The sequence below is a fragment of the Cetobacterium sp. ZWU0022 genome (genome assembly GCF_000800875.1).
Classification (GTDB): domain Bacteria; phylum Fusobacteriota; class Fusobacteriia; order Fusobacteriales; family Fusobacteriaceae; genus Cetobacterium_A.
This window is the reverse complement of the sequence record NZ_JRJZ01000014.1, coordinates 38,708-52,596: the sequence shown is the minus strand read 5'-3', so window position 1 is coordinate 52,596 and position 13,889 is coordinate 38,708. Positions and strand designations below refer to the sequence as shown.

Genomic DNA, 13,889 nt, shown 5'->3' with positions numbered 1-13,889 from the left:
GGAGGGCAATTTAGGATGAGAAAACACCTAATCGGAATAATATCACTAATAGCTTCTGTAGTTTCATTTGGAGCAGAAGGAGAATATTTAGTAAAAGGGGTAGAGTTTAGAAATTTAAATGAAATACCACAAGATGTTTTAATACAAAAAATGAGCCTAAAAAAAGGACAAGTATTCTCAACAGAAGGGTTATTAAAAGACTATAATAATATAAAAAATAGTAATTATATAGAAGAGTTAGCAATTTACCCTCAAGTTTTTGATGGTGGAATAAAGTTAGTAGTGGATGTTAAAGAAAAAAGAGAAACTAAAGAACTTTTAGAAAAACAAGGGATATTGCCAGCTTCAGAAAGAGAAAGAGTAGATACTTCTTTAGTTGTATCAGGTTTAGAGATAATAGGAAGTGTGAATGTTCCTGTATCAGAAGTCGCTAAAAAGATACCGATTAAAGCGGGAGGATATTTCTCTAAAAATAGAATAGTTAGAGGACAAAGAGAGTTGCTTGAAACAGGTATGTATAGAGAAGTAATTCCAGATGTATATCAATATCCAGAAGGATTAGTTGTTGTTTATTCAGTTATTGAAAATCCAATTATAAATGGAATAAAAATATCAGGAAACACTAAATATACAGCAGAAGAATTGAAAGCTTTAGTAAATATAGAAACAGGAAAAGTATTAAATTTAAATAATTTAAGAGATGCTAGAGATAAGATATTAAAGAAATACAATGAAGATGGATACGTGTTAGCTGAGATAGAAGATATCGATTTAACAGGAACTAATGAGTTAGAAATAGTTATAAATGAAGGTATGGTTGGAAAAGTAGACTTTACTAAAATGGTAACTAAGCAAAAAGGACAAAGAAGAAAAGCTACAGATACACTTCTAAAAACAAGAGATTATGTAGTTGAAAGAGAGATTGAAATTAAAGAAGGTGAAGTATTTAATATTAACGAATACAACGAAACAGTTTCTAATTTGATGAGAACTGGGTATTTTAAAAATGTAAAGTATGAAACTAAACAAAGATCAGGAGAAGGTTCAGGAACAGATTTATTATTACTGTTAGAAGAAGAAAGAACAGCGACATTACAAGGAGCAGTATCTTACGGTTCTGAAATTGGATTGTTAGGAATGTTATCAGTTAAGGATATGAACTGGAAAGGAAAAGGGCAGGAACTAGGTGTAACATTTGAAAAATCAGATGAAAACTATACAAGTTTCTCAATTAACTTCTCAGATCCTTGGATAAGAGATACTGATAGAATCTCTTGGGGATGGAGTCTTTATAAGAACGAATATGAAAATAGTGATAGTATCCTATTTAATGAAACAGATACATACGGAGCTAAGCTGAACGTAGGAAAAGGTTTAACTAAGAATTTAAGAATAGGAATAGGAACAAAAGCTGAATATATAACAGAAAAAACAGATACAGAAGAACTATCATATATAAGCAATGGTGAAGAGCTAAAACAAAAATGGGGAGAGGATAGAAGTTATGGACTATTCAGTATTTACCCATCAATAACTTATGATACTAGAAATAGTTATTGGAATCCAACAGCTGGTTGGTATGGTAAGTATCAAGTAGAAGTTGGATATGCGGATACTATTGATTCTGGAACTTTTGCAAATACAACTTTAGAATTTAGAAAATATCATAGAGGATTATTCAAGGATAATACTTTTGCGTATAGAGCAGTTGGAGGAATAATGACTTCATCGACTCCTGAGTCACAAAGATTCTGGGTAGGTGGAGGAAGTACTCTTAGAGGATATGATGGAGGATTCTATCAAGGAACTCAAAAAGTAACGGCAACAGTAGAAAACAGAACTCAAATAAATGATGTTTTAGGATTCGTTGTATTCTCTGACTTTGGAAGAGCTTGGGATTACCAAGGGGAAGACCCAGGATACCTAAGAGAGGGAAGAGATGCAAAAGCACCTGACGATATAGCAACTACAGTTGGAGTAGGATTAAGAGTTAACACACCAGTAGGACCTTTAAGATTTGACTTTGGATGGCCAGTTGGAGATTCAGAAGAAAGTGGTATGAAGTTCTACTTTAATATGGGACAATCATTCTAATAAATATATATATGGAGGATTCACAATGAAAAAAATAGCACTAATCGCAATGCTAGGAGCATTATCAACATCTGCATTTGCATTAAAAGTAGGATATGTAAACAGCCAAGAGCTTTTCGCAAAATACTCGCAAACAAAGGTTGTTAGAGATAACTTAACTAAAGAAAAGCAAGCTTTAGAAGCAACATTACAAAAGCAAGAGATAGATTTACAAAAACTTCAAGTTGAATTACAAGGAAAAGGAAAAGATGTAACAGAAACTGAGAAAAAAGCTTTTGAAGATAAAGTTGCAGCTTTCCAAAAATTAGTAAGAGAGTCTCAAGCAAAGTTATCTAATGAAGAAGCTAAAAAGATGCAAGAGATTGATAGATTAATAAATATATCTATTCAAAATGTAGCAAGATCAGAAAAATATGATTATGTTTTAGAGCAGGGAGCAATCAAATTTGGTGGAGAAAATTTAACTCCAAAAGTATTAAATGTTATGGAAAAAAGTAAAAAAATAAACTAATAGTATTGTAAAAAAAGAGAGGGATAAAATATTATGACTTATAAAATAGATGAGTTAATATCCCTTCTTGAATGTGAGGTAAAGGGAGATGCCAAGGTAAACATTACAGGGTTATCTCCCTTTTTTCAAGCTCAAGAAGGAGATGTGACTTTTGCATCAGATGAAAAGTTTTTAAAAAAATTAAATGAGACAAAGGCAAGTGTTGTTATAGTACCTGCAGGAATAGAGTTGCCAGAAAATGGAAAAACATATCTACTTGTAACTTCTAATCCTAGAGTTTTAATGCCAAAACTATTAAATTTCTTTAAAAGAAAAACTAAGAGAATGGAAAAAATGATTGAGGATTCAGCAGTTATAGGTGAAGAGACTACCGTAGCTATAAATTCATACATAGGGCACGACGTAAAACTTGGAAAAAATGTTACAATTTATCCAAACGTAACAATCTGTGAAGGAGTAGAAATTGGAGACAATACAACAGTTTATCCAAATGTAACAATAAGAGAGTTTTGTAAAATTGGGAAAGAGTGTGTTATTCAACCAGGAGCTGTAATTGGATCAGACGGATTTGGATTTGTTAAAGTAAATGGAAATAATACAAAGATAGATCAAATAGGGTCTGTTGTGATAGAAGACTTTGTAGAGATAGGTGCGAACACAACTATTGATAGAGGAACTATCGGAGATACTATAATAAAAAAATACACAAAAATAGATAACTTAGTTCAAATAGCACATAATGATATTATAGGTGAAAACTGCTTAATTATTTCTCAAGTTGGAATAGCAGGTAGTACTGAAGTTGGAAATAATACAACTTTAGGAGGACAAGTTGGAATAGGTGGACACATAAAAATTGGAAGTAACGTAATGATAGGAGCTAAATCTGGAGTTACTGGAAATGTTGATGATAATCAAATTTTAGCAGGTCATCCACTGATGAATTTAAAAGATGATCTAAAAGTAAAAGCAGTACAAAAAAAGTTACCAGAGTTATTAAAAAGAGTTAAAGAGTTAGAGAAAAAAATATAAAAATAAAATCTAAAAGGACAGAAAAATCCTTTTAGATTTTTTATTTTTTTAAAGAAAGGTATTTAATTTACAGGGCTAACGTGGTACAATATACAAAATAAGAAAAATGAGGTAGTTTAATGAAAAAGAGAATATTTTTTGATAAGTATGGAGAGATGAGATTTATATCCCATTTAGATATGCTTAGATTTGCAGATAGACTATTAAAGAAAGCTCATATACCTATGAAATACACACAAGGGTTTCATCCAAGACCAAAGATATCTTTAGGAAACCCAGTATCCTTAGGAACTGAAGCTTTTAATGAGTTAATGGATATAGAGTTATCAGAAGTGATGACAAATGAGGAAGTTTTAGAAAGAATGAATTCTGCAGCTGTTCCTGGCTTTAGAGTAAATAAAGTTGAAACAGTAGAGGATAAGAAAAGTATTGTAGACACTTATACAAATGCTTTATTCCAAATAACAGGGGAAAAAGAGGATATAGATACTTTAGAAAATCTATTCAATCAAGATGAAATAATTGAAAGAAAAGAGAAAAATGGTAAAATATCTGAGAGAAATTTAGGTGAGAGAGTTAAAGATTTCTCTAGAGTAGAGAATACGATCGAGTTAGAACTGGTTAATACTTCACCAAATTCATTTTTAATATTAGCAGGTGTGGATATTAAGAACGTACATATAATAAAAAAGGGTTATAAAATCTAAAATATATAATATAAGTATAAAGGAGAAAAGGCTATGCTAGATTTAAGATTTATTCGTGAAAATATTGATACACTTCAAGAGATGCTGGTAAACAGAGGAAGTAACATCGATCTTCAAGAGTTTGTAACATTAGATACAGAGAGAAGAGAGATTTTATCCGAAGTTGAAACGTTAAAAAATAAAAGAAATACAGAGTCTGCGGAAGTAGCTAGAAGAAAAAAAGCTGGAGAGGACGCATCTGAAATAATTGCTGAAATGGGAAAAGTTTCTGCTCAAATAAAAGAATTAGATGCTAAACTTGCTGAGGTAGAGGAGAAAGTAACATATTTCCAAATGACATTACCAAATGCATACCACTCAAGTACTCCTATAGGAAAAGATGAAGATGATAACGTTGAAATCAGAAGATGGGGAACACCAAAAGAGTTCACATTTGAGCCAAAAGAGCATTGGGAATTAGGAGAGAACTTAGGAATATTAGACTTCGAAAGAGGAGCTAAGCTAGGTGGGTCAAGATTTACAATATATAGAGGTGCTGCAGCGAGATTAGAGAGAGCTTTAATCAGTTTCATGCTAGATATACATACAACTGAACATGGGTACACAGAGCATTTAACACCATTTATCGTAAGAAGAGAGGTTTGTGAAGGAACTGGACAATTACCTAAGTTTGAAGAGGATATGTATAAAACAACTGATGATATGTTCTTAATCTCAACTTCGGAGATTACATTAACAAATATTCATAGACAAGAAATTTTAAATGAAAGCGATTTACCAAAATATTACACTGCTTACTCACCTTGTTTTAGAAGAGAAGCTGGATCTTACGGAAGAGATTTAAAAGGATTAATTAGACAACATCAATTTAATAAAGTTGAAATGGTTAAGTTAGCTACTCCAGAAACATCTTATGACGAATTAGAAAAGATGTTAGTTAATGCTGAAACTATTCTTCAAAGATTAGAGTTACCATACAGAGTAATTCACCTTTGTTCAGGAGATATGGGATTCGGAGCAGCTAAAACTTATGATATAGAAGTATGGTTACCAGGGCAAAATAAATTTAGAGAGATTTCATCTTGTTCTAACTGTGGAGATTTCCAATCAAGAAGAATGGGATTAAAGTATAGACCAGAAGGAAGTTCAAAGAGTGAATTCTGCCATACATTAAATGGATCAGGATTAGCAGTAGGAAGAACATTACTTGCAATTATGGAAAACTACCAACAAGAGGATGGATCATTCTTAATACCAGAAGCATTAGTACCATACATGGGTGGTATGACTGTTGTTAAAAAGTAGTCTTTTAGTTCTATTTATCTTGAATCTATTGATTAAAGATATGAGAGTATTGGGAGTTTTATTATTTGTTGGAGTTTTATTAAATGTATTTTTAAATAAAGAGTTACTGAAACATCTAAAAAAATTAAAGTTTCTTTTATTTATCTATCTTACTACTTTTTTAGCTCAAATATATTATAACCAAGAGGGAGAGGTATTTTTTAAAATTTATAATATCTATGTCACAAAAGGTGGTATTTTAAATTTTGCTTCGAGCTTTTTAAGAATAATCAATTTAATTTTATTATCTTGGTTAGTAAATACTCAAAACTTATTGCCAAAAAGTTTAGCATCGTATCAACAAATAATTGAGGATGTAATTGAACTTATACCAGAAGTTTTTAAAATATTTAAGAGTAAAAGAAAAATAAAGTGGTTTTTTAGATATATTTTAAGTCAAATAAAGATAAAAAACTAATAGTTTCAAAAATTGATTTTAGTTCAAAAATTTGTTATATTAATAGATGAATAAAATATCAGGAGGAAAAGTTATGTCATATAATTACAAAGATTTAGGATTATCTAATACTAGAGAAATGTTCGCAAAGGCTAATAGAGAGCACTACGCAGTTCCAGCATTCAACTTCAACAATATGGAGCAAATGTTAGCAATCGTAGAAGCTTGTGCTGAAATGGGTTCACCAGTTATATTACAATGTTCAACAGGGGCATTAAAATATATGACAAAAGAGGTTGCTCCATTATTAGCAAAGGCAGCTGTGGATAGAGCAAGAGCTATGGGATCAGATATTCCAGTAGCATTACACTTAGATCACGGACCAAACTTAGACGCAGTAAAGGCTTGTATAGATGCAGGATTCTCATCAGTAATGATCGATGGTTCTCACTATTCATTCGAAGAAAATATAGCAATCACAAAAGAAGTTGTAGAGTACGCAAAGCAATTTGACGTAACTGTAGAGGCTGAATTAGGAGTTCTAGCTGGAGTAGAAGATGACGTTGTTGCAGAGCACAGTATCTTTACAAACCCTGATGAAGTTGAAGAGTTCGTATCAAGAACTGGAGTAGAGTCATTAGCAATCGCTATTGGAACTTCTCATGGAGCTCACAAGTTCAAGCCAGGAACTGATCCTAAATTAGAGTTAAACATATTAGCTGAAATCGAAAGAAGATTACCAGGATTCCCAATCGTATTACACGGATCATCAGCAGTACCTCAAAAATACGTTGAAGAAATCAAGAAATTCGGTGGACAATTAAAAGATGCTATCGGAATTCCAGATACAGAGTTAATGGGAGCAGCTAAATCAGGTGTTGCAAAAATAAACGTTGATACTGACGGAAGACTTGCATTCACTGCAGGAGTAAGAAGAGTATTCGGAGAGCAACCTGGAGAATTCGATCCAAGAAAATACTTAGGTGTTGCACAAGCTGAAATGAAAGCTTACTACAAATCAAAAATTAAAACAGTTTTCGGTTCAGAAAACGCTTACACTGCTGCAAAGTAGTTTAAATAGAAAACCTGTAGATTTCTCTACAGGTTTTTTTTATTTTATATATTTTCCCATTTTATATATATAAGTTTTACTAATCTCTCCATTCTCCTTATAAAATATATAATCTCCATCTAATTTTCCGTTTTTATAGTTTGCCTCAGATTTTATAGAACCATTTTGATAATAAGAGAACTCTTTTCCATTTTTATAGATATGAGTATTTTCATTTTTGTTAAATTTCGGAAAAATAAATAAAGATAGAACTACAGCGATAGAAATAATTATAGATTTTTTCATTTTAAATACACCTCGATAAGTTTTTATTTAAAAACAATATACCATTCATTACCATATTAGTCTAATATTATAATATATATAATTATTATAAGTTTTATGTTATAATATTGTTGGAGGTGTTAAAATGGATTTAAATAAATTTGAATATATACTATGTGTAGCTCAAGAGAGAAGTTTTACAAAAGCTGCAGCAAAACTTTATATATCACAACCAGCGTTAAGTCAATATGTGGCAACTTTAGAGGAACAAATAAAGGTTAAATTGTTTGATAGAAGTGTGACACCATTAAAATTAACTTTAGCGGGAGAGATTTTTATAAAAAGAGCTCTAGAAATATTGGAGTTGAAAAAAGATTTATGGAGAGAATTGCAAGACTTATCAGATAATTTAGTGGGAAATATTTCTATAGGAGTTTCTCCAAATAGAAGTTTATATCTTTTACCATATTTTTTTTCAGATTTAAAGAATAGCTTTCCAAACATTAGAGTAGAGATTGTTGAAAAAAATAGCCAAGATTTAGAGAAGGGAATTTTAGATGGAAGAATAGATGTTGCTATAATATCATTGCCATTGATGACAGCAGATTTAGATTATATAAAATTTTTTAAAGAAGAGTTGTTTTTAGTTACACCGAAAAATAGTGAATACAGTAAAAGATTTTTGGGTGCAAGAGTAGATTTTGATTTACTTAGTGAGGAAAAATTTATTTTACTTAAAGAAAAACAAAAATTAAGAAATGTTATAGAAAGTATATTTTTAAAAAACAGATTTATTCCTAATATATATTTAGAAACAGAAAGTCAAGAATGTGTTTTAGAAATGATATCTTTAGGTATGGGAGTGGGATTCACATCTAATATGATTTTAAAAAATAGACGATGGGAAGAAAGAGTTGAAGCCTTTTCTTTAAAAGAAAATGGATTAAATCGTGATTTCGCAGTTGTTTTTAAAAAAAATAAAAAATTAAACAATGTTGAAAAAGAATTTATAGAAATTTTACAAAAAAAATTTAAATCATTCTAGCTATTGATTTTTAAAAAAAAATATAGTAATAAAATAGAGTGAATTCTTTAGATAATAAAATGAAAAAACAGGAGGTAAAAATGGCTTGCAGTAATGAATTAAAAAAAGAGATGTACGAAGAATTAAAGAAGTATATAGATGAAATTAAGGAAAAAAATGGTGCCTTAATTTCTGTACTTCATAAAGGGCAAGAAATATTTGGTTATCTACCTCAAGAAGTTCAGGAGTTTATAGCAAAAGAACTAAATCTACCTATAGCAAAAGTGTATGGAGTTGTAAGTTTTTATCACTTCTTTTCAATGGTTCCTAAAGGAAAGTATCCTATTTCAGTTTGTATGGGAACAGCCTGTTATGTTAGAGGAGCAGAGAAAGTATTAAATAGTATTAAAAATTATTTAGGAGTAGATGTTGGAGAAACTACAGAAGATGGTTTATTTTCGATAGATGCATTAAGATGTGTTGGTGCCTGCGGTTTGGCTCCAGTTGTTCTGATAGGTAAAGATGTGTATGGAAAAGAAGATGTAAAAGATATGAAAAAAATATTGGAAAAATATAGAAAACAAGAATCAAAATAGTCATTATTATATTATTGCATTAAAAGTATTTTAGGAGGCTAGCTATGAAAGAGAAAAAGAAAATACTTGTTTGTGGTGGTACTGGGTGTTTATCTGCAAAGGGAGCAAAAATTGTAGAAAACTTGAGAAAATCAATAAAAGATCATGGATTAAAAGAGGAAGTAGAAGTTATTCAAACAGGATGCTTTGGTTTTTGTGAAAAGGGTCCTATAGTTAAGATAATTCCAGAGAATACATTTTATATTGAAGTAAAACCAGATGATGCAGAAAGAATAATAGTTGAGGATATAATTAGTGAAAAAAGAATAGTTGAATTGTTATATATCGATCCTAGAAATGGAGAGAGAGTTTTTGAAGGGGAAAATATGGAGTTCTACAAAAAGCAACTGAGAATTGCTTTAAAGAACTGTGGAAGTATTGATCCTGAATCATTAGAGCAATACATTGCAGCAGATGGATATGCCGCATTGAAAAAAGTGTTGACTACAATGACTCCAGAAAATGTAATAAAGATAATTAAAGATTCAGGTTTGAGAGGAAGAGGTGGAGGAGGATACTCTACTGGATTAAAATGGGAGTTTGCTTCTAAAAATATATCAGATCAAAAATATATAGTTTGTAATGCTGATGAGGGGGATCCAGGAGCTTTCATGGATAGATCTATTTTAGAGGGAGATCCACATAGTATAATAGAAGGAATGGCTATTGCAGGATATTCGATAGGTGCAACAAAAGGTCTTGTTTATATTAGAGCAGAATATCCATTAGCAATAGATAGGTTGAGAAAGGCAATTGACTCTGCAAGAAAAGAGAAAATATTAGGAGAAAAAATATTTGGAACAGATTTTGATTTTGATATTGAAATAAAATATGGTGCAGGAGCATTTGTTTGTGGAGAAGAAACAGCACTTATTCACTCTATGGAAGGTGAAAGAGGAGAACCTACAACAAAGCCACCATATCCAGCAGAATCAGGATATTGGGAGAAACCAACAATTGTTAATAATGTTGAAACACTAGCCAATATAACACAAATTATTTTGAAAGGGGTTGAATGGTTCAGAAGTATTGGAACAAAGAATTCACCTGGAACAAAAGTATTTGCTTTAGCAGGAAAAATAAATAATGTTGGATTAGTTGAAGTTCCTATGGGTATAACTTTAAGAGAGGTTATATTTGAAATTGGTGGAGGAATAAAAAATAATAAAAAATTTAAGGCTGTTCAGACTGGAGGACCTTCTGGAGGATGCTTAACAGAAAAGGATTTGGATACTCCGATAGATTTTGATACTTTATTAGCAAAAGGTTCTATGATGGGTTCAGGTGGAATGATTGTAATGGATGAAGACGACTGTATGGTTGGAGTTTCTAAGTTCTATCTCGAATTTACCGTAGATGAATCTTGTGGAAAATGTGCACCTTGTAGAATAGGCAATACAAGATTGTGGGAAATATTGGATAAGATAACGAAAGGAGAGGGAAGAGAGGAAGATTTAGAGCTATTAAAAGAGCTTTCTCAAACAATAAAAACTACATCTTTATGTGGATTAGGACAAACATCTCCAAATCCTGTATTATCAACTTTAAATCAATTTATGGATGAGTATTTAGAACATATTCATGAGAGAAAATGTAGAGCTGGTCAATGTCAAGCTTTAAGAAGATATCTTGTTAATGATAAATGTGTTGGATGTACGGCATGTGCAAGAGTTTGTCCGGTGGCTTGTATCGATGGGAAAGTAAAAGAGAGACATGTAATAGATCAAAGTAGATGTATAAAATGTGGAGCTTGTCATAGTGCTTGTAAATTTAATGCAATAGATGTAGCTTAGTGGAGGTAATTTATGAAAAATGTTATTGTTATAATAGATGGTAAAGAGGTAGAAGCTTTAGCAGGAACAACAATACTAGAAGCGGCAAAGAGTGCTGGAATAAAAATACCAAGCTTATGTTACATGAATATTCCAGAGATTGGATTTAAAAATGATTGTGCATCATGTAGAATATGTGTTGTTGAAGTAGTAGGAAGAAAAAATTTAGTGCCATCTTGCGCAACACCAATTTCACCAGGGATGATAATAAATACAAATACAATGGAAGTTTTGGAAAAAAGAAGAAATGTATTAGAGTTGATGTTATCAAATCATCCTACAGATTGCTTGATTTGTGCTAAAAACGGGAAGTGTGATTTGCAAACTTTAGCAATGGAGTTTGGAATTAGAGATATAAGATTTAAAGGGAAAATATTTGAATATAGAAGAGAAGTTTCACCTTCAATCGTAAGAGATTTAGATAAATGCATAATGTGTAGAAGATGTGAAAATATGTGTAACAATATTCAGCAATGCCAAGTATTATCTGCAGTGAATAGAGGTTTTAAATCGGTTGTTTCTACAGCTTTTGAATCAGATTTAGATAAAACGAACTGCACATTCTGTGGACAGTGTGTAGCGGTGTGTCCTGTAGGAGCTCTTTACGAGAAAGATTACACTTGGGGACTAATAAAAGATATTGCTAACCCAAGAAAAAGAGTTACAGTTCAAGTAGCTCCAGCTGTGAGGGTAGCAATAGGTGAAGAGTTTGGATATGAACCTGGAACTGATGTAACTGGAAAATTAGTTACAGCTTTAAAGAAATTGGGATTTGATGATGTGTTTGATACTAACTATGCAGCAGATTTAACAATAATGGAAGAGGCTGCTGAATTTAAATTGAGATTAGAAAAATACTTAAATGGAGATAAAGGTGTAAAGTTACCGATACTAACATCTTGCTGCCCTGCATGGGTTAATTTTATAGAGTATCATTACCCAGACATGTTAGATATTCCATCATCTGCAAAATCTCCACAACAGATGTTTGGTGCTGTATTGAAAAATATTTGGGGGCCAGCAAGAGGAATAAAAAGAGATGAAATAATAAATGTTTCGATAATGCCATGTTTAGCTAAAAAATATGAAGCTTCAAGAGAGGAGTTTTCAACCGATGGAGTTCCAGATGTAGATTATTCTATTTCAACAAGAGAGTTGGCTCACTTATTAAAACAGTCAAATATAGATTTAAAAAAATTAGATGATTCAGAATTCGATAATCCTTTAGGATATTCAACGGGAGCGGCAGTTATATTTGGAAGAACAGGTGGAGTTATAGAAGCTGCAACTAGAACTTTATATGAGTGGATGACAAATGAAACTTTAGAAGAGGTTAATTTTGAATCTATGAGAGGAATGGAAGGAATAAAAATAAGTGAGGTAAAAGTTGGAGATACAGTTGTAAGAATAGCTATAGCAAATGGATTATCTTCGGCGAGAGAGATCTTAAATAAAGTTAAATCAGGAGAAGAGTTTTTCCATGCAATAGAGATTATGGCTTGTAAAGGTGGATGTGTTGGAGGAGGAGGACAACCGTATCACCATGGAGATTTTGAAAAGGTAATAAAAAGAGCTGCTGGACTGCAAAATATTGACAACGGAAAAATGTTTAGAAAATCACATGAAAATCCATATATTCAGTCTCTATATGAAAAATATTTAGAACATCCATTAAGTTCAGAGGCACATAGAATACTACATACAAAGTATTACGCTAAAAAAAATTAAAATTAAATAACTATATTAGAAAAAAATAACAGTAGTACCGAACTACTGTTATTTTTTGTTGTCTTTAACTCTTTACAAAGGAATGACAATGTAATATAATCTAGGGAAGAATATCAAAAAATAGATAACCTACGGGAGGACAAATGATAAAAGAAACTAGATTGGTAGAGAATTTTTTAGATATGGTAAAAATCTCATCTCCTTCGAAAAATGAAAGAGCTATGGGAGACTATCTAATTAAACTACTAGAAGAGTTAGGATTAGAAGTAAAAGAGGATAATGCTGGAGAGATAAACGGTGGAAACTGTGGGAATATAATTGGAGTTTTAAAGTCTCCAGGAAAGAAGAGATTTTTATTTAGTGCACACATGGATACAGTAGTTCCTTGTGAAAAAATAACTCCAATAGTGGAGAACGGAATTATAAAATCAGATGGAACATCTATATTAGGTGGAGATGATAAAGGTGGAATTGCAGCTATAATAGAGATGTTAAGAGTAATAAAAGATAATAATTTAGAGCATCCTGAAATAGTAGTAGTATTTTCAATGGCAGAAGAGATTGGATTATTAGGATCAAAAGCTTTTGATATTGAAAGCTACGGTGTAGATTTTGGATTTATATTGGATTCAAGTGGAAAGCCTGGAAAAATAATAACAAAAGCTCCATCAGCAGCAAGAGGAATCATAACTATTATAGGAAAACCAGCTCATGCGGGAATATCACCTGAAAGTGGAATTAATGCATTGACAGTAGCAGCACACGCAATCACAAAAATAAAGCTAGGAAGAATAGATCTAGAAACGACTTCAAATATTGGGGTAGTGAAGGGTGGTCAAGCAACAAATATTGTTATGCCATCTGTAGAGTTAGATTATGAAGCTAGAAGTTTATCTAATGAAAAGCTAGAGGCATTATTAAAAGAAACATTTGATATATTCGAAGATGTTTGTAAAGAGTTTGGAGCTAAAATAGAGAATACAGTAAAAGTAGAATACCCAGGGTTTGTATTAGAGGATAACGCTGAAGTAGTAGAGATTGTAAAAAATGCTTGTGAAAGAATAGGAATACAAGGCGAAACAGTTTCTTCTGGTGGTGGAAGTGATACAAACATTTATAATAGTAAAGGAGTTCCAAGTGTAAACTTAGCAGTAGGAATGTCAAAAGTACATACTTTAGAGGAGTATATTGAAATAAAAGATCTAGTAGATTTGTCAAAAATATTAGTTGAAATTATAAAAGGATAGAG

At 31.5% G+C, this 13,889-nt stretch carries 13 protein-coding genes; 12 read left to right on the top strand and 1 reads right to left on the bottom strand.

Annotation, left to right across the window (positions count from 1 at the left end; genetic code table 11):
- Positions 1 to 15: 15 nt before the first annotated feature.
- The 7 genes from L988_RS00895 to fba all read left to right on the top strand — a co-directional run bounded on the left by L988_RS00895 (position 16) and on the right by fba (position 7,157).
- Positions 16 to 2,094, top strand: a complete 2,079-nt coding sequence (locus L988_RS00895) for an outer membrane protein assembly factor (RefSeq protein WP_047380605.1) — start codon at positions 16 to 18, stop codon at positions 2,092 to 2,094.
- A 25-nt stretch (positions 2,095 to 2,119) separates the two neighbouring features.
- Positions 2,120 to 2,605 (top strand): OmpH family outer membrane protein, encoded by a 486-nt coding sequence (locus L988_RS00890; RefSeq protein WP_047380603.1) that lies wholly within the window; start codon positions 2,120 to 2,122, stop codon positions 2,603 to 2,605.
- 33 nt (positions 2,606 to 2,638) lie between these two features.
- Positions 2,639 to 3,637: a UDP-3-O-(3-hydroxymyristoyl)glucosamine N-acyltransferase gene (gene lpxD, locus L988_RS00885; protein ID WP_047380601.1), complete on the top strand. Its 999-nt coding sequence runs from the start codon at positions 2,639 to 2,641 to the stop codon at positions 3,635 to 3,637.
- 119 nt (positions 3,638 to 3,756) lie between these two features.
- Positions 3,757 to 4,344 carry a TIGR03936 family radical SAM-associated protein gene (locus tag L988_RS00880; protein WP_047380599.1) on the top strand — a complete coding sequence of 196 codons (588 nt, stop codon included), beginning with the start codon at positions 3,757 to 3,759 and terminating at the stop codon, positions 4,342 to 4,344.
- A 33-nt stretch (positions 4,345 to 4,377) separates the two neighbouring features.
- Positions 4,378 to 5,649: a serine--tRNA ligase gene (gene serS / locus L988_RS00875; protein WP_047380597.1), complete on the top strand. Its 1,272-nt coding sequence runs from the start codon at positions 4,378 to 4,380 to the stop codon at positions 5,647 to 5,649.
- Positions 5,636 to 6,106, top strand: coding sequence for a hypothetical protein (locus tag L988_RS00870; protein WP_231549747.1), 471 nt, complete (start codon positions 5,636 to 5,638; stop codon positions 6,104 to 6,106). The genes serS and L988_RS00870 overlap by 14 nt, the downstream gene beginning before the upstream one ends.
- Before the next feature lie 73 nt (positions 6,107 to 6,179).
- Positions 6,180 to 7,157: a class II fructose-1,6-bisphosphate aldolase gene (gene fba, locus L988_RS00865; RefSeq protein WP_047380593.1), complete on the top strand. Its 978-nt coding sequence runs from the start codon at positions 6,180 to 6,182 to the stop codon at positions 7,155 to 7,157.
- Positions 7,158 to 7,196: 39 nt separating this feature from the next.
- Here fba and L988_RS00860 read toward each other — a convergent pair whose 3' ends face one another.
- On the bottom strand, positions 7,197 to 7,442 hold the full coding sequence (locus tag L988_RS00860; RefSeq protein ID WP_052191620.1) for a hypothetical protein: 246 nt from the start codon (positions 7,440 to 7,442) through the stop codon (positions 7,197 to 7,199).
- Between the two features lie 124 nt (positions 7,443 to 7,566).
- On the opposite strand from L988_RS00860, the gene L988_RS00855 reads away from it, so the two are divergent.
- The 5 genes from L988_RS00855 (at position 7,567) to L988_RS00835 (ending at position 13,887) form a co-directional block, all read left to right on the top strand.
- Complete coding sequence (locus L988_RS00855; RefSeq protein WP_047380591.1) at positions 7,567 to 8,466, top strand: LysR family transcriptional regulator; 900 nt, start codon at positions 7,567 to 7,569, stop codon at positions 8,464 to 8,466.
- 80 nt (positions 8,467 to 8,546) lie between these two features.
- The gene (locus tag L988_RS00850; protein WP_047380590.1) at positions 8,547 to 9,041 is read left to right on the top strand and encodes an NAD(P)H-dependent oxidoreductase subunit E; all 495 of its coding nucleotides are present in this window, start codon (positions 8,547 to 8,549) and stop codon (positions 9,039 to 9,041) included.
- Positions 9,042 to 9,085: 44 nt separating this feature from the next.
- Positions 9,086 to 10,873 (top strand): NADH-quinone oxidoreductase subunit NuoF, encoded by a 1,788-nt coding sequence (locus tag L988_RS00845; protein ID WP_047380588.1) that lies wholly within the window; start codon positions 9,086 to 9,088, stop codon positions 10,871 to 10,873.
- 12 nt (positions 10,874 to 10,885) lie between these two features.
- Positions 10,886 to 12,640: an NADH-dependent [FeFe] hydrogenase, group A6 gene (locus L988_RS00840; protein ID WP_047380586.1), complete on the top strand. Its 1,755-nt coding sequence runs from the start codon at positions 10,886 to 10,888 to the stop codon at positions 12,638 to 12,640.
- Between the two features lie 143 nt (positions 12,641 to 12,783).
- Positions 12,784 to 13,887, top strand: a complete 1,104-nt coding sequence (locus L988_RS00835) for a M20/M25/M40 family metallo-hydrolase (RefSeq protein WP_047380585.1) — start codon at positions 12,784 to 12,786, stop codon at positions 13,885 to 13,887.
- The last annotated feature ends 2 nt before the right edge of the window (positions 13,888 to 13,889 follow it).